This is a genomic window from Aminobacter sp. P4_D5 (genome assembly GCF_056401815.1).
Genome location: NZ_JBFUIP010000079.1, coordinates 1 through 25,600 on the forward strand (window position 1 = coordinate 1; position 25,600 = coordinate 25,600).

Consider the following 25,600-nt stretch of genomic DNA (forward strand, 5'->3'; position numbering starts at 1 on the left):
GCGGGAGAAGAAGCCTGTATCCCCTGCGATCGCTGCCCGTCTGGGCAAGATGTTCGGCGATGGTGCGGCTATCTGGCTGCGGATGCAGGCCGCTCATGATGCCTGGCATGCAGAGCGAGAAATTGATGTAAGTGGCATCCCTACGCTACACGCGGCGTAGGCATTCTAGCGCTACGGTTTAAAGGAAATCGCCCTGCCACGGGCGGAGTGGGCTTGATGTGCTGCTTTCTTAGAATGAAGCACATTATTCCGGGGCAGGGGATGTCTAATAGAATAGTATCGACCACTCGATCATCAATAATGTAGGAATCGGCCGTTAAGTTATTGCACGCTTCCGAAGGTAGATTCCTCAGTTGCCCTTATGTCTTCGCGGGGGTCCAGGATCGGTTGTAATCAGCCTGTCGAGGGCAAAAAGGCACGTGTATTCCTGATCCCGTGGAAACTCTTCAACATCATCTTTGGGCATCGATTTGTTCCTTAGAAGGTGCATTCCCTGCCAGGGCAGCCAGCCGACCCGCCTGCGCCAATGATGCAATAGCCCCTTACCATTGTGGTCCCATCCGCGCAGAAAACGTCGCAGTACGTATTGGGATTGGGGGCAGGGAACCTCATTGAACAGTCCTTACGGCATGCGGGGATACCGGCACCCCTCCGGGCGCACTCTCGGTCGTGAGGAGATGGAAGCGGCGTGATCACTTCAGCGCTCGGAGGCGGGGTGCTTAAGTCAGCGCCCCAAGTCACATTGGCTTGGGCGCACAGCAGCACGGCCAGCACTGCCATTCTCGCAAAGGTAGGCATGGATCATTCGCCCCTCGCTACATGGTAGTAGGATGCACCAAAATTGCCGACCCGAAAGGGGGCTATAGAGCTAAGCCTTCAAGGCCTCATTGGGACATGGCGATGGCCGGGGTAGTAGAGGCAGATGCCGTCATAGGGTGGCGTCCAATCGTCGGGGGCCTGCACCAGCCTTCCGCTTTTGACATTGTCGGAAACCATCCATTCCCACAGAAAGGCAAGGCCCGTTCCCGCCAGCGTCGCTTGGTAGATCGCTTGGTAGATAAGGCTGCTTTCATCAAGCACGAAGACACCGGGGACATCGATTTCCAGACTCTCGCCCGCTTTGGCAAATTCCCATCGGTAGACACGTCCACTCGCCATCCGCGCTCTGATGCAGCGGTGGGATCCAAGATCATGTGGGGGTCGCGGAAGTGGACGGTCTTGGAAATAGGCTGGCGCGCCCACGTCCTCATCTTTGCGTCGCCTACGGTGCCGCTACGATGAATCTCAAGATTCGCCGTTGCCGTTTTGGTCTAAAACGCCAAAATCCTGAGATTTCACACCGACTTCCGCCGCCATAAAACCTTCGGCCGCAAGACCGCGCCGGAGTAGCTCGCGAACCGCGGCTGCCCGGCTGGGCATCCTATTTTGAAAACGGAAATCCTCAACTGCCGACAGCTCTTCGCCGTTCAGCATTATCTGTAGACGTTCACCGCGTTCGAGCTCAGACATCGCGACCTCTGACATTGATGTGCTGAATGAGTAAGTAGCTATAATATGGCTTTTGCTGCCAAGAGCGTCAAGAGTGCCATGAACTAACTAAACGGGAAGAGGACAACACGGGTTGGCGCCTCACTTTGCCTCTCGTATTCATTAGGAGTAATTGTCTAACTATATGAATTTATTGATTATTATTAGCGACTGTCTTGCCAAACCGCCCAAATGAGAGGAAGCTCAGGGACATCGCAAAGGAGCCGCACAATGCCCTCAATCTCGCCATTGCTGATGGCTCGCATATCCTCGGCCATTACCGCGGCGCTCAAGACCGCTGATCCGATCAATGTGATTGAGATTGCGGCGCGAGTGCAAAATGAAAATCCAGGCGAAAACGTTGCCCTCGAAGACATCCAAAGCGCCGTATTGGATCGTGCTCAGGCGACTGGAAAGCCGATTATTTTCGAGACGATGAACATTACCTACGCAGCTTGATGGGCTCGCCTCTCCACTCCACGCCGCTTAGAACTGAATTTGCGTTTCCAGACGCGCCGCTTTTTTGCAGCCATACATTTGATCTTCAGCCAATCGGCGGTGCGACCCGATTGATAGGGCTTTTAGCGCTGCTTAGCTTGCGCCACGTGGTTTGCGTGGGGCAGGGTTAAAGGCAAGGTGAAGATTGCCGAAGACAAAGCAGACGCGGCACTCGGCAAGATTGCTGACCACAAGCTCCATGTTGCTGAGACCTACGTCAGCAAGCAGGGGCACCGCGAAGCGACCGACCAAGTGATGGAGGCCATTGGCGCGGTTAAGACCGCCGTCGAAGACACCAACCTTCGTATCGATCGCATGTGGGAGAGCCATGGCAAGCCGGCGCCACTGGCGAGGCAGTAGGATTGCCTGCTTTGCCACTCGGTCGGCATGTGCTAATTAGCGCCTGCTAACTGAACGTTGGGCAGATTGCTTACCCCGTCACCGTCCTATGAGTGGCGGGGTTTTTTTGTATTCTTGGCCCGATTTGGTTGTGTTGCCAGCGCCCATATATTGAGGTGATGAACAAGATGGACAGACTTTCGCGCGCCCACTTGTGAAGCCGGTTGGGGCGGGGCGAGTTGAAGAACTCGTCGAACACGGCTTGCCACGTGCCGCGTTCGTCTCCTGCTATGTCACAAGCCATAAGTGCCATGGCGATCTCCTTAAARAKACTGCCGTGGCCCTTGCGGCTTCGCTATCGCCAGAGGCGATTGATGCGCATCGACATGGCGCGGTCCTTTTTGCCTATCTGGGAACGGAACGCTCTGGCCCAGCCGCCGCCGAAGCCTGATGCCATCACAGGTCGGCCTCGACCGTAACCATTGTTGGCCAAGGCCTAGGAAGAAGCAACGGTGTCTCGGAAAATGAGTTTGCTCCAGCAGTTGCCTACGATATCAAGAACATGTGCGACCGGACAATCGACAGCATGGTTGCATATCTCGCTCGATGTCTTGGGTGAAGCGTGCGCCAGAGCATCTGCCAAGTGCTGAATACTATCAAGACAGCCCTCTTTGACGAAAGGTGGTCTAGAGGAGGTGTTTCGCCATGCGCGCAATGTTGTCGTCGCTACGCTCGTATAGCCGCTGGCATTAATGCCCTGGAGCATACCGCTTCCATCCATGTGGTGGGCACGATAGATCTGAGCATCGCGGGCTATTTCGTCGCGGCCTTGGGTGTCGTGCTATTCGGTCTCAATTTGCTGGATGGCCTCTACAAGCTATCCAAAGCCAAGCGCGGGATGCTTCTCCAACTCGTCGTCATTGCCATGCACTTGCTCATTACGGTTCGCGTTGCCCAATTAATCGTGGCGCTAAGAACGCCAGCATAGGGCTTGGAGCTACCCATTTTTCCCGCTTGCGCCGCAATCCTGCAATATGATCGCCCCGCTGCCGCAAGGTGGCGGGGCTTTTCCGCGTTCAGGCTCAGACAAATGCCTGCTCGGACGGTTCTTCCAAGCAGGCATTTGCATCACGCGCGGCATTTGGGTGTGCCTGGGGGGCGGGGGGATACCGACGCAATGCTCTCTTGTAGGATGTAAGGCGTCGCGCCGGCACTCTACCCCGCCAACCCACGGCAATCTTGCGCTCCCGTTCCACCGTATGCAATTAGCTCAATGGATTGACCATGCCCACTAACCCTGTCGGTCCATCCTAGCTTGGCGGAGATGTACCCAGTTCCGCGTCCGTTAAGCCTGACCAATCAAGAGCCCCGCGCCGAAAGGTAGTGGGGCTTTTTCTGTTTTGTGGAACCTGATTTGAACGAAAGACGTTTTGATGAGCGGAGCTGCATGGGCGTGGTGTTATCCTTTCAGAACGCCCATCAAGGAGATCCATCTGGTGGGTCTTCGAAAGTCCGCGGAGCGCGTCCCCGCCCTCCTACGCGCTTCAGAATGGGCCTGTCGGCGAGGGGGCCGGCAGGTTTTTTCAGCAAAATAGCAGGCCACGAATGGCCTCTAGGCGAGAGCAGCTATGGTTCGCCGGCCGGTTGCCCCCCTGTGCCGCGGCTGTGAGCGCATCGATCATTTCGTCGGAAAACACGTGACCGGGGCATAGATCCATGGCCAGTTGATATGCCCTATAGCGAAGCGTAGCTGGATCATGTTCTTCCGCCGCAAGTTGGCGGAGTGCGCTCTTTAAGACGTCAAAGTCAAAGGCGGACACCGGGACAGCCGGAACTGCGCATTGCTTCCTGTCGAATGTTTGATCGCTCATCAGATCCTCCAAGTCGAACGAAAGGTTGCGCTCTAGAAAGGCGGGCGCCGATGACGGCGGCAGCCTCAATTCAATATGTGCAGCCTTTTTCCTATTCAAGATCGGCACCAAGGCCGCACCTGAACGGCACTTCCGCGAAGGTTCGCAGGCGCCTTTTCTGCAGTCGGGGCATCAGGATTTCAGTTGTGGCCGCCTGAGTTATCGTGTCTCGCCCGCCGTCATCACCCTACTAGTGCCGGTTTTTTTATTCTTGGCCCGATTTGGTTGCATTGCCAGCGTCGAAATATTGAGGTGATGAACAAGAGGGACAGACTTTCACGCGCCTACTTGTGAAGCCAGTTGGGGCGGGCGAGTTGAAGAACTCGTCGAACACGGCTTGCCAGGTGCCGCGTTCGTCTCCTGCTTAGTCACAAACCATAACTGCCATGGCGATCGCTCCTTTTGGAAGAAGGCTGCCGTAGGCCGTTCGGTTTCGCCGATCTGGCGATTGACGCACAAAGGCAGGCCGCCGTGACCGTTTTCCCTTTCAGCGACTCATGTTAGCCTGACAGAGTTGAACTCTCCACTCTCCCATCCCTAGCCCCGCTGCCGAAAGGTGGCGGGGCTGTCATGCGTTTGGCGCCCGACTACGCGTCGCGCAATTCGATGACCGGGTAGAGGCCCCACTGCCGCCTCAACGTTCAAGCAACTCTTCAACGTCCTTCAGTGTCATTCGTCTTAACGCAAGATTGGCGACCATTTACTTCATGGCACTCTCTCCCTGAACCGCTGCCTGCGTAAACCAATGTGATAGTTATAAGGACTGCTAGCCATGCAAGAGCTATCTTGGTCATGTAAGCCTCCTTTGTAACATTGACTGTGTTGCGCGGGTTGGGGGGGGGCAGGCGCTACTCTACGATTTTCCAATATGAGTCCTTGCGGCTCACCTTCCCGTCGCGAAACGTGTAGAAGTCGCAACCTTGGACCTCCTTTCTCACCCCTTCGGGGGTGGTCCCAGTGAGGGTCCATTTTGAGATGCCAGTATTGGCATTTACATCCACAAAATGCTCATCGTTGCCGTAGTGGACATCGGGCAAACCTGCAAAGCGTCCTGCCAGCGCTTCTCGTACGTTCCGCTTGCCTTCAAAACGAGCCCCCCACGGCTTGTCTCCTCTCGGCATTTCCAAAACACAATCGTCAGAAAAGAACGCCATGRTGCGATCCAGGTCGTGTGCGTTGAAGGCGTCACAAAGCTCCGTCAGTGTCGTTCGAATGTTCATCGCTTCGCCTCCTCTGAAATGGGGCCTGTCGGCTGACGGGCTGGCTGGCCTTTAAGTTCCTTGGCTGGCACTATCGCTAGGCGCGCGCCGGTGCGCCGGCAGGTCTCCAGGCGCCGCAGGAACGGCCTGTCCAACCTCAGTTGGCAGGCCGTTCCTGCGATCAAGGCACTAGCACCTCCGTCACGGTCGCATGCCATACCGCGCCGCCGCCGCTTCCGGAAAACCACAAGCCATCTCAGGGCCGTAGCGACGCAACCTTTTTCGCTCGCGAGCAGAAGTGCYAGTCGCGCCGGGGTCCCACATCGACGTGGACGATCCCCGTGCTGCAGTAGGTGCCGACACCGCCTATTCCATCTAGACTGCGAGCGTAGCTGGCAATCTGGCCCGGGTTGACGCCCGGAATTCTGATATCGGCAGCTTTGCATTTCGCGTGCATGGAGCGACCCGACCTCGGACGATAGCCTGAGGTCACGACAGGCCGTTTTCCAAATCTTCGGTGCAAGATTGCCAGCACAGCGCTGAGCTGGGCTGGAAAGCAGTTGATTCTGACATTGTCGGTCTGCTTGGTGTAGGCGACTTCAAGTTTGCTCTCCAAATCGGGAGTGAGATCCTGAAGGCCTCTTGGGTGATGAGCCTCCGGAGCCTGGCTTGCGTATAGCGAGGCGACGGACAGACCGCAGATCATGACGCCAGTAGCAAGTGTTGTAGCTGTGGACATAGGCATTGGGGAACTCCAGGTCGAGTTGCCATTCCAAAGTGCCAGAAAGTCAGGAAGCACCCTCATTAGTTGCATCGAATTGGGCTCAATTGTGGCAACGAGGGGTTGGAAGTGCTTGCATCTTTCCTGCGATGGTCGCCCCGAATTCGGCAGGTGATCGCGCTTGCCGTTAGGGCAGAAAAATCCACTCCGCGCCGGGCCGGCGCTTTGATCCTCGTCCACCCAGAGGTCACTTTGCGAACACTGGAGTGAGCATCCAAGGGTCGGCTCGCCCAAGCGCCATACGTCAGCCTGATATGAATTGACTCCGCAAGGCATTTGTTCCTATTTTGTTCCTATGACTATGCTGTCCGAATACCCCTCCGATAAGGTCATCGTCTCATGCGAGAAGTGCGGGATGTGGAAGCAATACGACAGAGACGCCATGGTCCGAACTGGGGGAGACCGCACGCTGGCGTACTTGCTCGATGAGATTGTCGCGCGCGCCGGATGCACCAAAAACCAGAACCTTAGCGTCTACGACCGGTGCGGCGCGAAATACGAGGACCTGCTTCGGCTGATGGGGGGCGGAAACGCTTATGCAAAGGCGAAGGGTGGGTGAGGCCCGGCGAAGCTGCAGCGGTTCTTTCGGGAGTATGGGCGGGGTAGGATGATCGGCTGCGTGAGCTCGGGGTTGATTCTTATGAAATCGGGATCCCACCATTTGCAGGCCGACTCCTGGCCAGTTGAGTCGCTGCGCATCGTCGCGACCAATGCCCGTCGATGAGACGGATGTCGACGAATGGCACCGCTACGACTTCGATCAACAGATGATGACGGAAACCCGTCCCAAGAAGCACCGCGCGACGGTCCTTGAATACCTTGAGATAGATGGGTTCACGATCCCCATTGAAGAAGGCCTCGATGCGGAGGCCAATAAGGCGATAACGTCGGAAGGTTCGTTTTACTCGCATGGCCCAGCAGGCAGGGTCACCATCAGCGACCCTGTCCGTGGCAAAGTTTACTTCGCGTATGCGGGATGAACGTCGCGGCCTTAGCCTCGTTTCGTCCGCCGTCCTGATTTAGGGCAGCTACTAAGCGGCCTTTGCGGTAGCTGATGTCTTGTTGATTGCCGTTACTGCGAGATTGGTCAGCTTGTTGTTGGTAGCCTTTTCCTCGTCCAGGATTTCACTGAGCAGCTTGTGCGCCTCGTCGTGACCAAGGTCTTTTGCCCACTCTCGCAATGAGCCGTACCGGGCAATTTCGTAGTGCTCAACCGCCTGGCACGCTGCCAGAAGACCCGCGTCCAGAGCGGTGCCAGAAGCCTCATCCATCAAACCGTCGGCCTCTTTGAGCAGGCCTTCAATCGCATCGCATTTCACGCCAGATGCTTTCTTACCGATAGACTTGAACACCTGTTCCAATTTGCGAATCTGGCCCTTCGTCTCCTCGAGATGATCTTCTGCCGCTTTCTTCAGCTTGGCGTCCTTCGCAGCCTTGGCCACCTTGGGAAGAGCCTTGGTGATAGCGTTTTCCGCGAAATACATATCCTGCAGGGTGTGCTCAAAAATCTCTGCCAACGTCTTCATGTAGGATTACTCCTTGCCAGAATTCGACAGGGAGAGAATGAACTACACGGGATAAGGTTCCTCTCCAATCCGTCGGAACCACTTGCGGCGCCGTTGGTTGAGTTCTTTCCAAGGAGGAACTCGATATGTCCGATGAAAACAACCGGGAGACCGGAGCTCGCGCACCTCAGCCAAAGCAGACGAGGGATGCACGAGACGAAGTTTCGCAGAAAGCGGCTGAGAATAAGCAACCGACTGACAAATATGGGAACACGGAGCCCAGAGATGACGCGTCAGAAAAAACACGCCATTCCGATGGTCAAAATATGAGATCGAAGGCAACACCCAGCCCAGCGACCGAAAGGACGTCGGGTGCCGGCCCCGCAATTGCCGAGAGATCGAAGGACGCCAAGACAACGAAACCCGGGCGCCAAGCCGGGGCATACGTCAAGCGCTAAAATCCCAGACCCACGGGTGGCTGTCCCGCCCGTGGCGGGTGTTTGACCTGCACATGGATCTATGTTGCCTAGTCGCGCGTTATGTTGCGAATGAACCGTGCTTGGCGATTCAAACACCGTGAAAGACATCAAGTCCATAGATTTGGACGAGCCCGCGACCTTCTATGAGTCGCGGCTGGTCCCTGGAATGGTGTTCGACCACCTTTCCAAGGCACTACGGCACGCCGTGAATGTCCCGCTGCGCAAGCAGCATCACTCGGCAAAGATCCTTACCCAGTCCGGTGATCAATACGGATGGGAAGAGATCAACCTTCTTCACGACCGGCTACGGGCAATGGACAAGAGATAATTGCAGGATTGGTCGCATGCGGAAAAACAGCCAAATGATCTACGCAATGATGGTGGCCATGGCGGTTGTGGTGGTGGCCTTATTCGTTTTCGGCGTCGTTGACCGCGCGAAAGAACCTGCATCTTTCGAGCAAGTCAGCGAACAGAGTTCAAACTAGCTCGCAAAAGGTCAGCCGAGCGGCCACGCCTTTTTTCGTTTCCAGCCATCTTTCTGGAAACCGACCGAGACGGCACGCAGGCTATCAGTGCGTTGTGGCTGGCGCGACCTTGGCGCTGGAACGCTTGGCGGACTTCGAGCGCTTGGCCGCAGTCGTTCGGCTCTTGGGCTTCGTCGGCGCCGAAGGCATGGGTTCGAAATCAGAGGGAACGCTGGCAATGAATTCTCGGCCGAAGCGATAGAACGCGTAGCCAACGACTAACAGGGCGATAGTTCTTAACATGGCGGTCTCCTTTGCCTCTTCGAACGTCGGCTGGCGCCGTGTGGTTCCAGTCAGATAGGGACGGAGGGACGCTACTATGATTTTTCTGGCGAAAAATCGTCAATCGACCTCGGCCATGGCAGGAAGTCATCGTCGTATGGATCTTGAGAAAAGTAATCGAGAGCTAGTACCCCCTCTTCTGTTCCGAACAAGTCATTGGGTCAGCAGCCAGCTGATAACTTGATATGCTTGGCCGGATTTGGCCTCGAGTCATTATCGCTGGATAGCTCACGAGCCGAAATGACGGGCGCTACAACGCGAGCGGCTGCCTCTGGGTCGTCTTTCGCGATGTAGGCACCAATTTGGTCGAGCCGTCGAACAAATTAGGGATGCAACAGTCAATAGGGTAKGGGCGTCTCGGTTTCTGCAAAGTAGTGACCCGCTGATCTGTCCACCTCAAGGGGCGCACTCCAAACTGCGCCCCTTGAGGTGGACAGATCGGGATTGAAGAATTGACCAGGCTGTGATTGCGCCCATCTTTTCAAGATCGTGTGTGTTGCTGGCGTACGCTAGCCACCCCCAACGCCCTACAGGGGCGTTGGGGGGCTCCCCGCAGAAGGGGTAGGCCGAGACCGTAGTTTTTCCCTCGTCAGGCGAGCATCCTCAAATGGCTGCCTCAGACGTTGATGCCCAGCATTGCCAAGAAAGAGGCGGCGAGAGCCTTGCTCGCCACCTCCAGCCGGTCGGCGCTTAGTTCAGGTAATCGACCTTCAGATGCCGGATCTTGCCATTGAAGGCGAACGGCTTGCGGTCGAAATACGCGAGTGAGACAGGGGAATAGCTGTCCCGGCCGACGTCAAAGGCGTCATTTGCGGTAAAGGTGATCGCTGTCGAGCGTGGGACACGCCCCTTGCTGACCTCTTTGCCGTCAACGCGGATGACGATGTCGAGAGGCGCGGGGCGGATGCCGTCAGCCTTGCGGGTTTCGACCTCGATTTTTACTTTTCCTGTCGGGAGTGGTGCGGAGGTTTGCAACTGCGTCCGTTCGATCTCGAACAGATTGTACTCGTAGTTGAGCTTCCCGTTCTCGATCCAAAGGGCGACACCGCCTGAGACGGCACCGAGCGCGTAGAGTACACCCTTCGAGTCGGGCTCTAGATCCGCATCAATCGTGACAAGATTGCTGCGCGATCCCAGTCGCGGTGCGGTGAACTCGGGAACGCCAACGACCTCCTGCGTGTACTCGAACGTCTTGGCCGGATTGGATGGTGCGTCTTCCGGGTGGAAGACTGCGGACCATAACCCCCCGCCAACCGGATAGACCTTGTTGTCGTTCGCGCTGACCTCGAACCCGTTCTTCAGCTCAATGAGCTTGTCTGGATTCGCGGCGGCGATGTCCTTCGCCTGGGAGAAATCCTTCTTGAGATCATAGAGCTCCCAAACATCGTCCTTTGGCGACCATTTCATGATCGAAGGATCGACGCCTGCTTGCCAAGGCACTCTCGGCCCGAATGCGGAAGCCATCCAACCGTCCTTGTAGTAGGCACGACTGCCCATGACCTCGAAATACTGTTCCTTTTTGTGTTCCGGCGCCGTCGGAGACGCGAAGGAATAGGTCATGCTGGTGCCGTCGATCTGATCCTGGCTCACGCCGTCGACAAGCTTCGGCGGCGTGATGCTCAGGATGTCGTAGATCGTCGGCACGATATCGTTGACGTGATGGAATTGCGAACGCGGGGTCGTGTCGGCCTTGATCCTGCTTGGCCAGGACACTKCGAGYGGCGTGCGGGTTCCACCAAAATGCGCGGCAATCAGCTTGGTCGACCGGTATGGGGTGGAGCCAGCCCAAGCCCAGCCGGCATGATACATGTTGTCCACCTTGGGCGAGCCGAGCACATCCAGGCCACCGAGCTCGTTCATGGTGCGAATGTGATCCTTGATCTCGGAAGGAATGCCATTCTGCGCCAGGAGCTCACTGATCGTGCCGTTCTGGCCTTCCGCACTCGAGCCGTTATCGCCCCAGATATAAAAGACGAGCGTGTTGTCGCGGATGCCGAGCTCGTCCAGGGCATCGATCAACCGGCCGGCTTGGGCGTCGGCATGCTCGGTGTATCCGGCGAACACTTCCATGAGCCTGCGCTGGAATGGCTTTTCATCCTCAGGAATATCGGCCCATGCGGCAAGCGTCGTCGGCCGCGGCGTCAGCTCGGTGTCTTTCGGGATCCAGCCGAGTTCCTTCTGGCGGGCAAAGACGCGCTCGCGCATGACGTCCCAGCCGTCGTCGAATTGGCCCTTATACTTGTCCGCCCATTCCTTGAAGATGTGATGCGGACCATGGGAAGCGCCGGGGGCCCAATACATGAAGAACGGCCGCTCTGGCGTCAGCGCGTGGACCTGCTTCATCCATGAGACGGCCTTGTCGGTCATGTCTTCGGTGAAGTGATATTCCGTCTTGCCTTCAGACGGATTCACCCGAACCGTGTTTTCGACGACCGCAGGCTCCCATTGCGAGGATTCTCCCGCAAGGAAGCCGTAGAAGTAGTCGAATCCGATCCCCTGACCCGCAGGYCAGTTCGTATAGGGACCGACGGCCGTGGTCTCGTTGGCCGGCGTGTTGTGCCATTTTCCGAAGGCGCTGGTCGCGTAGCCATAATAGCCTAGGACCTTGGCCGCGGTTGCGGATGTGCGCGGGATCCGGCCGGAATAGCCATCCCAGTCGTTCGCCAGTTCGGCGATCTGGCCGTAGCCGACGCGGTGGTGATTGCGCCCGGTCAGCAGTGCMGCTCGGGTGGGTGAGCACATCGCGGCGTTGTGGAAGCGGTTATAGGTGATCCCGTCTCCGGCAACGCGGCTCAACGTGGGTGTATCGATCACGCCGCCGAAGGTGCTCGGAAGCGCCGGACCAACGTCGTCGAGCATGATCACGACGATGTTCGGCGCGTTGGCCGGGAGATGCGACTTCGCCGGCAGGGGGCTGTAGGTCGACTCCGCGATCGTCGGACCGGCCTTGCTCCCTGAGGGCATTGGCGGAAACGGCAGCGATTCCTGGGCTGCCAAGGGTGATCCCAACATCAAGAGCGTCGTGCCTACGCCTAAAAAGCGCGCTCTGAAACGGTGACTAGGAGGCGGTTTCATTCATTTCTCCATTGATCTGAGCCCATCCAGAAAGTTCCGGCACGCACGAAAATCATGCCGACGCGYGCACTCTCCGATGACAAATCCGTCTGAGCCGTCTCAGCCTGCGTTGCCAGCCTTCCCGTCAAGCTACATCACGATCGCGAGCGCACTCGCGACCCGCGCAAACCCATACCGGGTATGGCGATTGAGATTGTCCCGGTCGTACATTTCACGAGATTCATTGTGTCGCCCCGAGCAGGCCGCGCGGACCAGATGCGCCTTGGCTGATACGGCGGAGCGGCAGACGTACCGGCCATACGAATGACGTACGGAGCGGCAGAGTATCGCCGAAGCTGAGGCCGAGATTGGCCGCGGGGAGAGGCGGCAAGGAGGAAGCTCGCCTGTCGAGCGAGGCAGCCCAGGCATAGCCGGTGAAGGAAAAGCTCGGTCCGTTGGACAGCAGTGTCGGAGGAGGGGCAAACGCGAGATCAGCAGCCAAGGGCGGCACTGAAGTTAGAAGATCGACCGCGGCGGCAACAATGGAGCCAAAGTACAGGCTCCGATTGATTCTCCGCGGCAGGACATGCGCGGATCCGTGGAGCGAGACTGTACCGCTGGAACAATCTCTTAGTTTGAATGTGCTATGGGCTCCATATGAGCCCGCGATTGATCAAAAGAGACGCCGCCGAGGCCATTCTCCTGCAGAATGGATGGCTGTCCTATCAGCCCGAGGCTTTCCAGAAGGAGGTCCTGCGGCGCTCAATCCTTGTGAATCTTGCGCCAGGCGAGCTGATTTTTGGCTTCGGCGACGAACTGGGAGGCATCTATGGCCTCGTCAGCGGCACGGCGATGATAAACACCGCTCAGCCAGACCACATCCCGCAGTTGATCAATATCGGCGCGCCTGGTGCCTGGGCCGGAGAAGGCTGCTTCCTAGCACGCCAGCCGCGGAGCGTCGAACTACGCGCCCTGGTCGAGACCTGGCTCATGTACCTGCCCCTTGAGCAGATGGACGAAATGGCCGATGCCGACCCGATGGTCGCTTACAACTTCGGCCAGATCGTCATGACCAATGTCGACGCGCTCATCAGAGTGATCCATGACCTGCAGAGGGTCGATCCCGATCGCAGGATTGCCTCCGTTCTACAGCGGGCGCGGTGGATCGGGGAGCATCCCCTCCCGTTGACGCAGTCCGAGATCGGCACCGTAGCCCGCGCGTCGCGCAGGCAGGTCAATGCCGCCTTGAAGCGTTTTGCGGACTACGGATGGCTGAAGACTGGCTATCGGTCGGTCACCATCCTCAATCCCGAGAAGCTACGGCTCTTTTCAACCGAAGATGACTAGGCCAACCCGTCTAGGCGGAGCGCTTCTCGGTTCTATGCGAGGCTGTGATTCATGAGCGCGATCTTGATCAAACGAACAAACGCAGAGGCCATCCTCCGTGAAAACGGATGGCTGTCTACACAACCTGAGGCTTTCCGGAGCGAGGTTTTGCGACGCTCCATCCTGCTCCGTTTCGCGCCTGACGAGGTCATTTATCACTTCGGCGACGACCTTGGGGGCATCTATGGCCTTGTAAGCGGCGTCGTTGCCGTCAATACCGCTCCGCAAAGCGATGCTCCGCAGTTAATCCACATGGGCGTGCCTGGTGCCTGGACCGGCGAAGACAGCTATCTGATCCGCCAGCCGAGGCGGCTCGAACTGCGCGCAGTGACCGAGAGCTGGGCGATGCATCTGCCCCTTGACCAGATGGCCCAGATGACGGCTGCCKATCCGACGGTCATTCGCAATTTCTGCCAGAATCTCCTGAACGGCGTCGGCGTGCTCATCAGGATCATCCACGATCTGCAGAAGCAGGATCCCGATCGCAGGATAGCCTCGGTGCTGCAGCGCATGACCTGGAGTAGCCAACAGGTCCTGTTGACGCAGACCGAGGTCGGCACGATGGCCTCAGCGTCACGCCGTCAAGTCAATGCCGCCTTGAAGCGGTTTGCCGAGAACGGATGGCTGACGACCAATTATGGTTCGATCACAGTCTTGAATGCCGAAGCGTTGCGGATCTTCGGAGATGAAGATTGTCGTTGAGTTAAAGCCAATTCCCGATTCGGAAAGGTCGTGCCTTTTACCCAAAGCGTCGCCTGGGGCGTTGCGAAAACCTGTATGTCGTGCGGTTTTCCGACCGGTTTGCCATCCCTAAAGGCGACGAAGATAACTTTGTAGCCACTGTGCGGATCCCGATTCCAGGAACCATGCTGGCCGACGAATGCGCCGCCTTTGAATTGGAAACCAAAGAGCGACCCTGTGTTGAACGTCCCCAACGAGGCAGTATGCGGGCCTAGCGCGTAATGCGGGGTGATAGCCTCGGCCCTCGATTAGGTCGTGGCGGTTTTGGCCGGACATCGACATGTTGCCCGAAATAGCTTCAGGGCCAACCGTATAAGCTGCGTCTGCGTACCGACGTTAGTCCGGAACAAGATCATTGCCGATCTCATCTCGTTCGTTCTCGGCAACCCAAAGCCGCCATGAAAGACCATTCGGATTGCCTATCTGACGCAAGCAAACCCGTGCGACGCGTGGCGAGATCAATCTCAAGAATGCCGGCGCTTTTTTTCCTCCGCTCCCATCCCATTTTCACCGACATGCTGTTGGATCCGACGGTGGCATAGAGCATGGTGCCGTCACGCTGGCGATCACGTCCTTGGTCCAATGGTGGTTGATCGTCCCAGCGAGCAAATCCACGATCTTTTCGCCTGCGCCTGTGGGTTTGACCGCGGGGAATCAGGAAAGGAAACGATTGCGTCGGTATTGGCGACATAGAGCTTGTTGCCAATCAGAGTCATCCCACAAGGGCGGGTTCAGGCTTTGAAGGAAGGTGGTCCGCAATTCGGCCCTCCCCATCTCCGTCAGCGTCAAGAAGGAGGGATATGCGGTTGGCGCTTTTGGAGGACGCTCCCGCTCGCTTCATTGCTGCGGATTGGTCCAGTGCTCGGAGGCCTCAGGATTTTGGATGTTTAGCAAGCCGCACACAAAGGTCCGCGGCGGCCGCTCGTCTGCAAAAGCGTTCCTGTCGTGTAGTGTGCTGGAACTGTTTTGCGGTTGCAGGCTTGTGCTGGTTCGGGGTGTTGCGATGCTTAACGATGGCGATACAGCAAAGGCGGCACGATCAGCGTCGCTAAAATATGTGACCGATAGTGAGCCCGGCGTTCTGCGGCGGAGAATAGGAAGATCTTTTCGCTATACGTCGAACGGCAAGACAGTGAGCACGGCCACACGTGGGCGCATTGAAGCGCTCGCCATTCCTCCCGCATGGACTGAGGTCTGGATATGCCCCGACCCGGATGGACACATTCAAGCGACCGGGCGCGATCAGCGGGGGCGCAAACAGTACCTGTACCACCAGCAATGGTCGCAATCTCGCGGTGACGCTAAGTTCTCTGGCCTCGTAGATTTCGCACGAGCTTTGCCCCGCCTGCGCAAACAAGTCGAACACGATTTAAGGTTACGGGGACCCGTGCGTGAGCGAGTCCTGGCTCTCGTCGTTTGGCTGTTGGACCAAACGATGATCCGTGTCGGCAGCTCCACCTATGCGAAAGCAAATAGGAGCTATGGGCTGACAACACTGCGGAACAAGCACGTCAGCATCGCAGGTTCGATGATCCGTTTTGCATTCAAAGGCAAATCGGGGAAGGAATGGAATCTGAGCATCGCTGATCGGCGTATGGCGAGGGCGATGAGATCGCTTCAAGATATTCCAGGTCAGATGCTGTTTCAGTATTTGGATGATCAAGGTGGCAGGACCGCAGTCACTTCAAACGACGTAAACGCCTACATCCGTGAAGCAAGCGGAGGCGAATTCACGTCCAAAGATTTCCGCACTTGGGGCGGCACTGTTCGAGCCCTGACGCTTTTTGCTGGACGCGAAGTCCCTGACACCGACCGCCTGATTAAGCGGGCATGCAACGAGGTGATCGATCAGGTTGCCAATCATTTGGGCAAMACCAGAACCGTGTGTCGGCAAGGCTACATTCACCCACTTACGGTGGAAGCTTGGAGCAAGGGCAGCCTTTCAACTAATATTGCAGCGCTTGGGAGGCCGCCGCGGGTATTGCGGCTAGATCCGCAAGAACGCTTGGCCCTCGCATGGTTGGAGCGTTTCACCTAGCGAAATTCGACCAGTCGTGACTTTGATGCTGCTCTTCCAAGTCGAGGGAGGAATTGGAACATGTCAGACCGAAAATTCGGGAGAAGAACCGACAGGAGCATCGTTCGTCAGCGCGGCAACGCCCCGGTTGAGGATTGGCTCAAGCGGTATTCTCGCTATGCTCGGCGCCAGCAATTGTCAGGATCAGACTTCCCCAGGGGTCACCAGGTCTACCGTGAACGCTGAAACGTCCGCGAAATTTCGCGTGACAACCGTCATTCCGTGAACCAGTGCTGTGGCACCGATCAGCGCGTCGCGCTCGGCGCACGGATCTGGCACATGTGATCGCGCGCAGCGCATAGATCGCGTGGCTGCCCTTCGCTTCGACGACCGTTGGTAGAAGTCGAACACGTCTTGCCTGGCCTCTTCGCGCGTTTGGCAGATCCTGCGCCGTATCCGCTCGCGCTTGAGTAGGTTGAAGAAGCTCTCCGCCACGGCGTTGTCGTGGCAGTTCCCACGTCGGCTCATCGAATGCTCAAGATTGTGGTGCCTCAGGAAAGCTGTCCAGTCCGTGCTGGTCAACTGGGCACCCTGGTCAGCTGTGGCTAGAATTGCCTGCGAGCTTCACCTTCCTGGCATGCTTTCGCCCGCAACATTTTGCAAGACCCGGGTGATGTCCACGAGATCGCCACCATTGAACAGCACGTGCATTCTCATTTCGCGCGCAGCGGATTGATGAAGCCTGTCCCCGCAAAACCCTTCTCGTTGTCCGTGACGACGACACAGCCATTGGCTGTGGCGACGGAGGCGATGATCATGTCGAGGCCGCTGCGAGGGCGCCCTGATGCTTTACTGTCGGCCAGGAATGTCGCCCAGATCAAGCCCGCGCGCTCGTCGAACGGGAGTACGCGCCCTGCAAAGAGAACCTGCGGGCCTTCGGGACCGGAGAACCATGTTTCCAACGTCTGCCGCTTCCGGCCCGAGGGCTTTTCCAGGATGCCGCGGCGGATTTCGGCCACAGTAAGCGACGCTATGAAGAGCTCGTCGTCTTTCTACGCGCCCAGCCATGTCAGCAGCGCTTGTAGCGCGTCACAGATCAATCTTACGCCCCGCCACATGGGGGCGGCTTAGATCGAGGTCGGCACCGACTAGAGGCGAGCGTCGGAGTGCTGCGAGAATGCCGCCGATCTTGGGTGGCTCGCCAGATATGGTCTGGGCGACGGCAACACGTAGCCGAGCGGCATCGGGGCCGTCTTCGGCCAGTCGGCGCGCAAGTGATCGGATCAGGTCGCGATCACCATCGCGGCCCAATACCTCAAAACGTGTAAGGCCACGTTCGCCGAGGCGGGTCCGATAATTTTGGATTGCTCGTTTCTGGGAAGTGCCCACTGATGCCTCCGGATTGTTGCCAGTAATATAGCTAGAGATGGAGGGTTCGACACGGCAAACAAAGAGTCCCTTTTGATTACCGCCGAAGGAGGGCCATACTGGATCGGGCTCTATTGCGGGAACGACGACGGAAACCGCCAAGTATTCTATAGAAGCGACCGCTTCACCGGTAGGCAGGTTGCGCACTGATTCCACTCGCCGATTGTCTTCACTTCGCCGGACCGAATGCGCCACAGCCGGAACGGGCCAGTGGTGTCGCCATGCTGTCGAAGCTGACCGGGCCGAGAACGCCTTCATACTTGACCGGCTTGCCCTCCTTGATCGTGGATCAGTTCGCCGCTGCGGCAACGATCTGGGGAATGGCGGCTTTGATTGCGGCCGCATCACCTTTGCCTGCCTTGGCAACTGCAAGCGCAACGATGGCACCGGCGTCATAGGAACGGTCGGCAGCCGGAGCGTCCGACTTGATGCCGTTGGAAAAGCTCTCGAAATTGGCGTTGAAATCCTCGGTCGACGCCGTCTCGGCCTCGGCCTGGGCATCCAGCAGGTATCGCCGAACTCGCATATTCCCCTTGTGCCCATAAGCTGAGTCCCAAATCCCAACCAGGGCTCTACGAATTCTCACGAGAGACCGACAAGGTCGGTTCGTCCCCACTTGGTGTTTCACTTTCAAAGCCTGGCAGAGGCCTTCCACCTCATTGTGCGACAGATCGGCACGGCAAGGACATGCGATGGCCAGCCAATCAGGATTTGACTCAATAGAACTGTGGCATAGAGTCGAAAGCAGAGCGTTGTGTCGCGAGCTGCGATTCAGCCGACAACTTCGCCGAGCATAGGCGCCCTGAGACAGGACAGCGGATGGGGAAAGGGTCGGTGGAAGGGCGAAGCCAGGGCGCGTGGGATGCTCCAGCTTTTGTGGAAGACTTCCGCGGAGGCATCTTTGCCACGCAGCGACGGCTTCGGAACCACCTCCTCGATCGTGGTGCCATTCGTTATTCTCACGCGCGTGATCTGGCCGCGCACATGCTGCTTCGTCTTGACGATCTGCCGGGATGCTGGTCCGTTGCCACCAACTGGCTGCGTGCCGAGCTTGGATGTCAGCGCGTCGACACCGGTTTCGGGATCCGTGAGGCGAGGGAATATTTCCCCGGTTTTGCGGAGGCAAAGGACGCAAACTACGATGTGCCCTCGTTCGGTTGCGGCAGGGCGGTCGACAACCGCGACATCGCCATGCAGGCGATGTGGCTGGACCCCCGCCCGTTGATCTTCGCCGACATCAAGCAGGACAGCCGCGTCACGATACGGCTAAGGCAAAGGATGTCTGGGGCTCGCACGAAGTCGAAACTCGCCTGGGCGCTTCGGACCGAACGCGGCGGCTACGGCCTGATCTGCGCCGATTGGACGGAGCAATTGGTGCCTTGGGAATCCGGTCTCTACGATTGCTTCGAGCAGACAGTGACAGATGTCTTGAGCCCGATCATCGCCGTTGCGAAACAGATTGCCGAACAAGACCATAGGAGTGAGTCTAGAGGGCCGCGGGTGGGCCTTGCCCTATATGCGGGCATTTCAGGCACTGCCCCGCTGGCAACGCTGACAGCATCGGAGCTGGAGGTCGCCCGGTTGGTTGCGAAGGGTATGAGCTATAAGGAAATCGCACGGGTTCGCGAACGATCTCTTTCAACGATCGATCATCAGCTCAGGAGCATCCGGCAGAAGACCGGAGCCTCGAGCACATCGGCTTTGGTCAGCCTGCTTGCTCGGGCCGATCTAGTCTGAGATGTGGCACTGCTGCACGCGAGACGCGGGCATGCACAGCCTCTTCTTGCAGAGAGCAAGCCATCGGAAAATAAGCATTATCAATTAGATATGCCGACGACCTTATGTTTCGTCTAATCTGATCGACATCGCGAATGTTCGCGATAGATGGCCTCCAGCGTTTCCTCGTAGGCTCCTTCAAAGCTGATGCACGCCTTGGGCGGCCCGGCCGAGGGAGGAGACGAGATGACCAAACGATTGCTTTTGGCAACGGGGCTAATGGCGTGCCTGCCAACGCTCAGTGCGGCCGAAGGACTGGCCAAGCCTGTACTTGGCTATGAGGCGGCCGGACGGATGATTGCGGCCTGCTTCGCTGCACAAGGAGCCGCAGGACACGCCAAGGTCAATGTCGTCGTGGTCGATGATGGCGGTCGACTGATCGCCGCCGCGCGCCAGGACGGAGCCTGCAAGGCCTGCACCGATATCGCCGAGAACAAGGCGATCACCGCGTCGCTTTACGCTGCCCCGACCCGCGCAATGGCTGACCTGTCATTTGGCGTGAAGCGCGACGGCGTGAATGCTGGATTGCCAGGTGCGGCCTTTGTTCCTGGCCTTGTGGCCTTTGCGGGCGGGCTGCCCATCAAGACTGCGGCGGGCGATGTGATCGGCGGGATCGGTGTCAGCGGCGCCAGCGAGGATCAGGACGAGAGCTGCGCGCAGGCGGGCCTCGACGCTGTTTCGAAAAGCCTCAACTGAGAGCGGCGTGATGATCCACAATCCATTCTATAGTCCTGAGGCACAGGGTTCGTTCAAGCTCTACGATCTCGGAAACCTTATCCTCGAAAGCGGCGAAACGCTGCGCGCTGCAAAGCTCGCCTACCGCACCTTCGGCCAGCTGAACGCAGAAAAATCCAACGCCGTTCTAGTGACCACCTGGTTCTCCGGGACAGGCAAGGTGATGGAAGATGTCTATGTCGGCCGCGATCATGCGCTGAACCCTGATGAGTATTTCATCATCGTCGTCGACCAGATTGGCAGCGGCGTGTCGTCGTCTCCACAGAACACGCCAGCCCCACAATCCATGGCCAAGTTTCCGAAGGTGCGGATCGGCGACGACGTGCAAGCCCAGCACAAGCTCGTCACCGAGCATTTCGGTATAGAGCGCCTGGCTCTGATTGTGGGCGGGTCGATGGGCGGACAACAGGTCTATGAATGGGCGGTGCGCTATCCTGATATGGTGGCACGCGCCGCGCCGATCGCCGCAACGGCTCGCATCTCCCACCATCAGGTCATCTTTGTCGACGCTTGCGCAGACGCGCTGATGTCCGATCCCGCCTGGAACGGCGGCTGGTATGAAAACGGGCTTGATGTACGAAACGGCATGGACCGTCTGGCCAGAATCGTTGCGACCTTGGGATGGTCCCCGCAATTCTATCAGGAAGAGCGCTGGCGAAGCGTGCTTGGGCTGTCGTCCCCTGATGACTTCATTAACGGGGTGATGAAGGCGTATTTCGAGCCAATGGATCCAAACGTGCTGCTCTGCGAGATGTGGAAGTGGCAGAGGGCGGATGTCTCACGCCACGCCGGGGGCGACCTTCCTGCTGCGCTTAGGCGGATCACAGCTAGGACCTACGTCATGCCGATCAGCCACGATATGTTTTTCCCGATGCATGAATGCGAGGCAGACTGCTCCCTGATCGAGGGCGCGGAACTGAAGGTCATTCACACGCCGGAAGGCCACATGGGCCTGAACGGATTTGAACCTGGATACATGGGCCAGGTGGATGAGCATTTGAGGGCTCTTCTCAAGAGCTGAGACCAACAACCGGGACGTACTGCTTGAGCTCACGCGGGCGACATCGGCGCGGGAACGGGGGAGGCATGTTCCAGAAAGGGAGAAGGGCATGGGAAACCACACCTGCGACACGCTCCGCATCAGCGGCGCGACCAAGACTTATGCTGCGCAATCAGGCGCTGTCCACGCGCTACAGGACGTGGACATGACCGTCGAGCCCGGCGAGTTCATCTCCGTCGTGGGACCATCTGGCTGCGGCAAGACAACCTTGCTCTGGTCCATTGCTGGCCTCCACCAGTTGAGTGGCGGCCGGATCCACCTGGGCGAGGACGAGATCAGACGGCCGCATCCGAGCGTAGGCATGATGTTCCAAGAGGCAAATCTGCTTCCTTGGCGCACCATACAGCAGAACATCGCGTTCCCGTTTGAACTGCGGCGGATGAAGCCGGACAGGGATAGGATCGAGGCGTTGCTCGATCGTGTCGGCCTTGGCGGCTTTAGCGAGAAGATGTCACGCGAGCTTTCCGGTGGCATGCAACAGCGCGCCTCGATTGTGCGCGCGCTTGCCAATGACCCTGACGTTCTCCTGATGGACGAGCCCTTCGGCGCGCTCGATGCCTTCACCCGCGACGAGATGAACAAGCTGGTTGAGGAAATCTGGATCGAGGCGCGCAAGACCGTGATCCTGATCACCCATTCTATCGCCGAGGCCGTCTTCCTCTCTGACAAGGTCTACGTGATGAGCGCCCGGCCGGGCCGCATCTCGCGTATCGTCGACGTTCCGTTCGAACGGCCGCGTCCGCTGGAACTCATGGAAACACGTGAGTTCTTCGACCTCGTCAACGACATCAAATCCGACATCAAGCATCAGGCGCCGCCTGCAAAGCGCGCGACCTCCTCGAGGTAACCATGACCGACATGACCCATAGTACAGATCTGCCAACGGGAGGCACCAGCCTTTCCGGCGCGACGGGAATAGTCAGCGGCATGGGCGGCCAAGGTGTGCGCGAAATTGTTGCGATCCTTGGCGTCGCGATCCTCGTTATCGGCGGTGGCGAATTCCTGCTGCGCTACTTCAACGTACCTCAGTTCATCCTGCCGGCGCCGTCGACCATAGCTGCCGTCTTCGGCTCGCCTGAGATCGGGACGATCGCGCAGCACTATGGCTACACGCTGTTCGAGCTGTTTTCCGGCTACGCCATCGGCGCCTCGATCGGGTTGGTGCTTGCCGCCGTCATCACCCAGTTTCCATTCGTGGAGAAGGTGATCACTCCCTACATTCTCCTTCTGGTGACGACGCCGATGCTGGCGCTGGTGCCGCTGCTGATCCTGAACTTCGGTTTTGGCTACACGCCGCGCGTCATCGCCGTCGCGCTGGCCTCTGGGCCGATGGTGATGATCAATGCAGCGACCGGGTTCAGGCGGGTCGATGCGGGCAAGATCGCGCTCGCACGATCATATGGCGCCAGCACCTTGCAGATATTCACGAAGATCCGAATCCCCATGGCCATGCCGATGGTCATCGTCGGTCTGATGATCGGAGCAATCTTCGGGATGATCACAGCAGTCGGTGCCGAAATGTCGGGAGGTGGGTTCGGGATCGGCAGTCGCGTGACCACCTACTCATTGACGCTGCGGATGCCCGAGTTCTTTGCCTGCATCCTGATCCTCGCGCTTACAGGCATCGCGATCTACGCCTTCTTCTTCTGGCTCGGAAAGAAGCTCGCTGGCTGGGAGAGCTGATCGGCCGGCGGGAATGACCGCGCCCGCCAGCGCCAACTGACAGCGGTCTTTCTGCTAAGGGAGGACATGTAATGACAACGACCAATATTTCGCGCCGCAGGCTGCTCCAGTTGGGGGCAGGCGGCTTGGTGACGAGTGCGGTACTGGGAGGCAGCCTGTTCAAACCGGGCATCGCATTCGCCAAGCCCTATGGCTCACCTTTCAACTGGATTTCGCCGCGCGGGACCATCGAGGTGATGGACGACTATCCCTACTGGGTGGCGAAGGAGATGGGCTATTTCGGCGACCTGGGGACCGAGACGGCTATGCAGCCGGGGCCGTCGGATGGCACCGCGGTGGTCAAGTTCCTCGCTGTGGAACAGGCTGACATCGGTTTCCCGTCGCCGGGCGTGCTTTCCTATGCTGTCAACAGCGGGATGGATCTGGTCTCGGTCTTCGGAAGCGGCAATCTCGACCTCTTCAACTTTGCCTTCCGCAAAGGAGAGGGCGTGCAGGAACTTGCCAAGCTCGAGGGCAAGACGGTGCTGCTCGGGTCAGCCGCCTGGCAGTCGATCTGCGATCCGATGTTCGCAGCTGTCGGCGTTGACCCGAAGTCGATCAAGTATGTCGAGGCTGGCTGGCCGACTTGGACGACGGCCTTGGCGAGCGGGCAGGGTGATGCCTGCCTGGCTTGGGAAGGGTTGCGCGCCGACCTTTTGGCCAAGGGGCTCGATTTCGAATACTGGCTCGGCATGCGCGGCTCACCGCTGCCGTCAAACTCGCTGGTCGTTCGGCGTTCTGATATTGAGGACCAGGACCGCCGCCATTTCCTCGCGCAATACCTCAAGGGTTGGGCCATGGGCAGCGAGTTCGCCGACCGCAATCCGCGTGCCGCCGCCGACATCGTCTTCAAGGCGCTGCCGACGACCAAGGCAAACTACGGTCCGCGCTATGGCACCGAGAGCCTCATGCAAATCCATCGCACCTTCAAGGGAGACATGGCGAAGCGGAAAGGTTGGGGCGAGCACGACATCCAAAGTTGGGACAGCTTCTTCAAGATCCTGAAGAAGATCGGCCAGTCGTCGATAGACATCGACACCGAGAGGTTCGTAACCAACGCCTTCATCGCCGATGCCAACAACTTCGACGCGGCCGCGGTGCATGCCGATGCCGACAAATACGTCCTGCCCGAAGATCTGGCCTCTATCGACATGGCGAAGGTCGAGTCCAGCTTCTATGGCAACGTCATCAACTGACGCGACACAGACCGAGACTTGCCTCGGGCACCTCAAACAAGCCGACGGATTGCATTCCGTCGGCTTCCCTTCACCGTTAAAGTCCCGCTGTGACGGCGACATAGACGAACATCGGGTGAGCCGGAAACGCATCGCCCAGGCCAAGCGGATGGTAGGACATGAAGCACTTCATCAACAACAAAGAAGACATCGTCCAAGAGGCGATCGACGGACTTGTCGCGACCTCGGGCGGTCGCCTCAAGCGGCTCGACGGCTATCCGTACATTCGCGTCGTCATGCGCGGCGACTGGGACAAGTCGCGGGTCGCGGTTGTCTCTGGTGGCGGCTCCGGACACGAGCCAGCACATGCAGGGTTTGTAGGGCCGGGGATGCTGACGGCGGCCGTCTGCGGCGATGTCTTTGCCTCTCCCTCGGTCGAGGCCGTCCTGGCGGGAATACTAGCTGTAACAGGGGAGGCGGGCTGCCTTTTGGTGGTCAAGAACTACACCGGTGACCGTCTGAATTTTGGGCTGGCGGCGGAGCGTGCACGCGCATCCGGTCTGAAGGTCAACATGGTGATCGTTCAGGACGACGTGGCCATTCCCGATCTGTCGCGCCCGCGAGGTGTGGCGGGGACGCTGCTGGTACACAAGATCGCCGGCGCGGTGGCGGAATCCGGTGGTGACCTTGAAGCCGTCACGCAGGCTGCAAGGCGGGTTGTGGCTGGCGTGATGAGCATCGGCATGTCCTTGGACACGTGCAGTATGCCGGGCTCGACCAAAGAACCGAGAATTGCGCCCGGTGAAATCGAACTGGGACTTGGCATTCATGGCGAGCCCGGCGCCCAGCACATTCCCTATGAGGGCGCACGGCAGGCTATGGCTGCAGCCATTGGCAAGCTTTCACCTCGGGTCGCTAACGGTCGACGCTATGTTGCTGTGTTGAACAATCTGGGCAGCTCGACGGGGCTGGAAATGGCTGTCCTCGCCGACGAGCTTAGACGATCGGAAGTAGGGGATCGGATCAGCCACATCATTGGGCCCGCTTCGATGATGACCGCCCTCGACATGCATGGCTTCTCGGTGACGCTCTACCCCATATCAGGAGAAGACGAGACCTTGCTGGCGGCGGAGACGCCGCTCCGGGCCTGGCCGGGTCTCAACAGGATGGATGCTCCTGGTCTGCTTCCGCTGCCAGACGGACTTTCTCCCATCAAGTCGACGCCTTCCCGCGATTCAAAAACCGAGGCGTTCCTCAGGAAATGCTGCGAGGTCCTGATTGCATCTGAAGCTGATCTCAACCATCTGGACCTTCAGGCTGGCGACGGCGACACCGGGACGACACTTGCGACCGCGGCGCGTGCCTTGATCGAGGCTTTCGGGCGCTTACCGTTGGCGGATCACACCCAGCTCTATCGCGCTATTGGCCAGGAGCTCAGCCAGACCATGGGCGGGTCCTCAGG

The 25,600-nt window shown here is 58.4% G+C and carries 25 protein-coding genes and 3 pseudogenes; 17 read left to right on the plus strand and 11 right to left on the minus strand.

What is annotated here, in order from left to right; all coding sequences use genetic code 11:
* Positions 1-160: helix-turn-helix transcriptional regulator (locus AC1DWF_RS17730; protein ID WP_476841891.1), on the plus strand; the 160-nt coding region annotated here is incomplete at its 5' end.
* A gap of 716 nt (positions 161-876) precedes the next feature.
* Here the strand turns inward: AC1DWF_RS17730 and AC1DWF_RS17735 are convergent.
* Both AC1DWF_RS17735 and AC1DWF_RS17740 read right to left on the minus strand, forming a co-directional pair.
* Complete coding sequence (locus AC1DWF_RS17735; RefSeq protein WP_476787187.1) at positions 877-1,242, minus strand: LysR substrate-binding domain-containing protein; 366 nt, start codon at positions 1,240-1,242, stop codon at positions 877-879.
* Positions 1,243-1,284: 42 nt separating this feature from the next.
* Positions 1,285-1,509, minus strand: coding sequence for a hypothetical protein (locus AC1DWF_RS17740; RefSeq protein ID WP_476787188.1), 225 nt, complete (start codon positions 1,507-1,509; stop codon positions 1,285-1,287).
* A gap of 249 nt (positions 1,510-1,758) precedes the next feature.
* Between AC1DWF_RS17740 and AC1DWF_RS17745 the strand changes: the two genes are divergently transcribed.
* The 3 genes from AC1DWF_RS17745 to AC1DWF_RS17755 all read left to right on the plus strand — a co-directional run bounded on the left by AC1DWF_RS17745 (position 1,759) and on the right by AC1DWF_RS17755 (position 3,352).
* The gene (locus AC1DWF_RS17745) at positions 1,759-1,986 is read left to right on the plus strand and encodes a hypothetical protein (protein ID WP_476789385.1); all 228 of its coding nucleotides are present in this window, start codon (positions 1,759-1,761) and stop codon (positions 1,984-1,986) included.
* A gap of 177 nt (positions 1,987-2,163) precedes the next feature.
* Positions 2,164-2,385, plus strand: a complete 222-nt coding sequence (locus tag AC1DWF_RS17750) for a hypothetical protein (protein ID WP_476785487.1) — start codon at positions 2,164-2,166, stop codon at positions 2,383-2,385.
* A gap of 601 nt (positions 2,386-2,986) precedes the next feature.
* Positions 2,987-3,352 carry a hypothetical protein gene (locus AC1DWF_RS17755; RefSeq protein WP_476785486.1) on the plus strand — a complete coding sequence of 122 codons (366 nt, stop codon included), beginning with the start codon at positions 2,987-2,989 and terminating at the stop codon, positions 3,350-3,352.
* Positions 3,353-5,122: 1,770 nt separating this feature from the next.
* Here the strand turns inward: AC1DWF_RS17755 and AC1DWF_RS17760 are convergent.
* Entirely contained in the window at positions 5,123-5,494 is a 372-nt protein-coding gene (locus tag AC1DWF_RS17760; RefSeq protein ID WP_476841885.1) for a nuclear transport factor 2 family protein, read from the minus strand.
* A gap of 235 nt (positions 5,495-5,729) precedes the next feature.
* On the minus strand, positions 5,730-6,530 hold the full coding sequence (locus AC1DWF_RS17765; RefSeq protein ID WP_476841886.1) for a YcbK family protein: 801 nt from the start codon (positions 6,528-6,530) through the stop codon (positions 5,730-5,732).
* Positions 6,531-6,964: 434 nt separating this feature from the next.
* On the opposite strand from AC1DWF_RS17765, the gene AC1DWF_RS17770 reads away from it, so the two are divergent.
* On the plus strand, positions 6,965-7,234 hold the full coding sequence (locus AC1DWF_RS17770) for a hypothetical protein (RefSeq protein ID WP_476789620.1): 270 nt from the start codon (positions 6,965-6,967) through the stop codon (positions 7,232-7,234).
* Between the two features lie 51 nt (positions 7,235-7,285).
* Here AC1DWF_RS17770 and AC1DWF_RS17775 read toward each other — a convergent pair whose 3' ends face one another.
* Positions 7,286-7,780 (minus strand): YciE/YciF ferroxidase family protein, encoded by a 495-nt coding sequence (locus AC1DWF_RS17775; protein ID WP_476804411.1) that lies wholly within the window; start codon positions 7,778-7,780, stop codon positions 7,286-7,288.
* Positions 7,781-8,335: 555 nt separating this feature from the next.
* On the opposite strand from AC1DWF_RS17775, the gene AC1DWF_RS17780 reads away from it, so the two are divergent.
* Together AC1DWF_RS17780 and AC1DWF_RS17785 are read left to right on the plus strand one after the other, a co-directional pair.
* On the plus strand, positions 8,336-8,566 hold the full coding sequence (locus tag AC1DWF_RS17780; RefSeq protein ID WP_476787236.1) for a hypothetical protein: 231 nt from the start codon (positions 8,336-8,338) through the stop codon (positions 8,564-8,566).
* 16 nt (positions 8,567-8,582) lie between these two features.
* A complete protein-coding gene (locus tag AC1DWF_RS17785) occupies positions 8,583-8,723 on the plus strand; it encodes a hypothetical protein (RefSeq protein WP_476787235.1) in 141 nt (46 codons plus the stop codon).
* 84 nt (positions 8,724-8,807) lie between these two features.
* Here the strand turns inward: AC1DWF_RS17785 and AC1DWF_RS17790 are convergent, their stop codons facing one another.
* Together AC1DWF_RS17790 and AC1DWF_RS17795 are read right to left on the minus strand one after the other, a co-directional pair.
* Positions 8,808-9,005, minus strand: a complete 198-nt coding sequence (locus AC1DWF_RS17790; protein ID WP_476789622.1) for a hypothetical protein — start codon at positions 9,003-9,005, stop codon at positions 8,808-8,810.
* 729 nt (positions 9,006-9,734) lie between these two features.
* Positions 9,735-12,119 (minus strand): arylsulfatase, encoded by a 2,385-nt coding sequence (locus AC1DWF_RS17795; RefSeq protein ID WP_476841887.1) that lies wholly within the window; start codon positions 12,117-12,119, stop codon positions 9,735-9,737.
* Positions 12,120-12,767: 648 nt separating this feature from the next.
* Here AC1DWF_RS17795 and AC1DWF_RS17800 point away from each other — a divergent pair.
* The 3 genes from AC1DWF_RS17800 (at position 12,768) to AC1DWF_RS17810 (ending at position 16,263) form a co-directional block, all read left to right on the plus strand.
* Positions 12,768-13,445 (plus strand): Crp/Fnr family transcriptional regulator, encoded by a 678-nt coding sequence (locus AC1DWF_RS17800; RefSeq protein WP_476785952.1) that lies wholly within the window; start codon positions 12,768-12,770, stop codon positions 13,443-13,445.
* Between the two features lie 51 nt (positions 13,446-13,496).
* On the plus strand, positions 13,497-14,186 hold the full coding sequence (locus tag AC1DWF_RS17805; protein WP_476841888.1) for a Crp/Fnr family transcriptional regulator: 690 nt from the start codon (positions 13,497-13,499) through the stop codon (positions 14,184-14,186).
* A gap of 922 nt (positions 14,187-15,108) precedes the next feature.
* Positions 15,109-16,263, plus strand: a complete 1,155-nt coding sequence (locus tag AC1DWF_RS17810; RefSeq protein WP_476841889.1) for a DNA topoisomerase IB — start codon at positions 15,109-15,111, stop codon at positions 16,261-16,263.
* A 372-nt stretch (positions 16,264-16,635) separates the two neighbouring features.
* Here the strand turns inward: AC1DWF_RS17810 and AC1DWF_RS17815 are convergent.
* The 4 genes and pseudogenes from AC1DWF_RS17815 to AC1DWF_RS17830 all read right to left on the minus strand — a co-directional run.
* Positions 16,636-16,854, minus strand: a pseudogene (locus AC1DWF_RS17815) (integrase core domain-containing protein); the annotation flags it as partial.
* 101 nt (positions 16,855-16,955) lie between these two features.
* Positions 16,956-17,360: pseudogene (locus AC1DWF_RS17820) on the minus strand (PIN domain-containing protein).
* Entirely contained in the window at positions 17,332-17,631 is a 300-nt protein-coding gene (locus AC1DWF_RS17825) for a hypothetical protein (protein ID WP_476786251.1), read from the minus strand. Before AC1DWF_RS17825 ends, AC1DWF_RS17820 begins: the two are co-directional and overlap by 29 nt.
* 146 nt (positions 17,632-17,777) lie before the next feature.
* Positions 17,778-18,151, minus strand: a pseudogene (locus AC1DWF_RS17830) (hypothetical protein); the annotation flags it as partial.
* Positions 18,152-18,504: 353 nt separating this feature from the next.
* On the opposite strand from AC1DWF_RS17830, the gene AC1DWF_RS17835 reads away from it, so the two are divergent.
* The 7 genes from AC1DWF_RS17835 to AC1DWF_RS17865 all read left to right on the plus strand — a co-directional run.
* Positions 18,505-19,407 (plus strand): helix-turn-helix transcriptional regulator, encoded by a 903-nt coding sequence (locus AC1DWF_RS17835; RefSeq protein WP_476804410.1) that lies wholly within the window; start codon positions 18,505-18,507, stop codon positions 19,405-19,407.
* A 225-nt stretch (positions 19,408-19,632) separates the two neighbouring features.
* Positions 19,633-20,142 (plus strand): GlcG/HbpS family heme-binding protein, encoded by a 510-nt coding sequence (locus AC1DWF_RS17840; protein WP_476789069.1) that lies wholly within the window; start codon positions 19,633-19,635, stop codon positions 20,140-20,142.
* Positions 20,143-20,152: 10 nt separating this feature from the next.
* On the plus strand, positions 20,153-21,202 hold the full coding sequence (locus AC1DWF_RS17845) for an alpha/beta fold hydrolase (RefSeq protein ID WP_476789068.1): 1,050 nt from the start codon (positions 20,153-20,155) through the stop codon (positions 21,200-21,202).
* 88 nt (positions 21,203-21,290) lie between these two features.
* Positions 21,291-22,088, plus strand: coding sequence for an ABC transporter ATP-binding protein (locus AC1DWF_RS17850; protein ID WP_476789067.1), 798 nt, complete (start codon positions 21,291-21,293; stop codon positions 22,086-22,088).
* Between the two features lie 2 nt (positions 22,089-22,090).
* Positions 22,091-22,924, plus strand: coding sequence for an ABC transporter permease (locus AC1DWF_RS17855; RefSeq protein ID WP_476789066.1), 834 nt, complete (start codon positions 22,091-22,093; stop codon positions 22,922-22,924).
* A gap of 71 nt (positions 22,925-22,995) precedes the next feature.
* Positions 22,996-24,159 (plus strand): ABC transporter substrate-binding protein, encoded by a 1,164-nt coding sequence (locus AC1DWF_RS17860; protein ID WP_476789065.1) that lies wholly within the window; start codon positions 22,996-22,998, stop codon positions 24,157-24,159.
* A 158-nt stretch (positions 24,160-24,317) separates the two neighbouring features.
* Positions 24,318-25,600: dihydroxyacetone kinase subunit DhaK (locus AC1DWF_RS17865; protein WP_476841890.1), on the plus strand; the 1,283-nt coding region annotated here is incomplete at its 3' end.

What these genes read in the sequence shown, in the direction of transcription:
- AC1DWF_RS17845 (WP_476789068.1), top strand. Translation starts at nt 20,153, where the DNA reads ATGATCCACAATCCATTCTATAGTCCTGAGGCACAGGGTTCGTTCAAG.
- AC1DWF_RS17855 (WP_476789066.1), top strand. Translation starts at nt 22,091, where the DNA reads ATGACCGACATGACCCATAGTACAGATCTGCCAACGGGAGGCACCAGC.
- AC1DWF_RS17785 (WP_476787235.1), top strand. Translation starts at nt 8,583, where the DNA reads ATGCGGAAAAACAGCCAAATGATCTACGCAATGATGGTGGCCATGGCG.
- AC1DWF_RS17860 (WP_476789065.1), top strand. Translation starts at nt 22,996, where the DNA reads ATGACAACGACCAATATTTCGCGCCGCAGGCTGCTCCAGTTGGGGGCA.
- AC1DWF_RS17850 (WP_476789067.1), top strand. Translation starts at nt 21,291, where the DNA reads ATGGGAAACCACACCTGCGACACGCTCCGCATCAGCGGCGCGACCAAG.
- AC1DWF_RS17745 (WP_476789385.1), top strand. Translation starts at nt 1,759, where the DNA reads ATGCCCTCAATCTCGCCATTGCTGATGGCTCGCATATCCTCGGCCATT.
- AC1DWF_RS17840 (WP_476789069.1), top strand. Translation starts at nt 19,633, where the DNA reads ATGACCAAACGATTGCTTTTGGCAACGGGGCTAATGGCGTGCCTGCCA.
- AC1DWF_RS17775 (WP_476804411.1), bottom strand. Translation starts at nt 7,780, where the DNA reads ATGAAGACGTTGGCAGAGATTTTTGAGCACACCCTGCAGGATATGTAT.
- AC1DWF_RS17740 (WP_476787188.1), bottom strand. Translation starts at nt 1,509, where the DNA reads ATGTCTGAGCTCGAACGCGGTGAACGTCTACAGATAATGCTGAACGGC.
- AC1DWF_RS17770 (WP_476789620.1), top strand. Translation starts at nt 6,965, where the DNA reads ATGCCCGTCGATGAGACGGATGTCGACGAATGGCACCGCTACGACTTC.
- AC1DWF_RS17790 (WP_476789622.1), bottom strand. Translation starts at nt 9,005, where the DNA reads ATGTTAAGAACTATCGCCCTGTTAGTCGTTGGCTACGCGTTCTATCGC.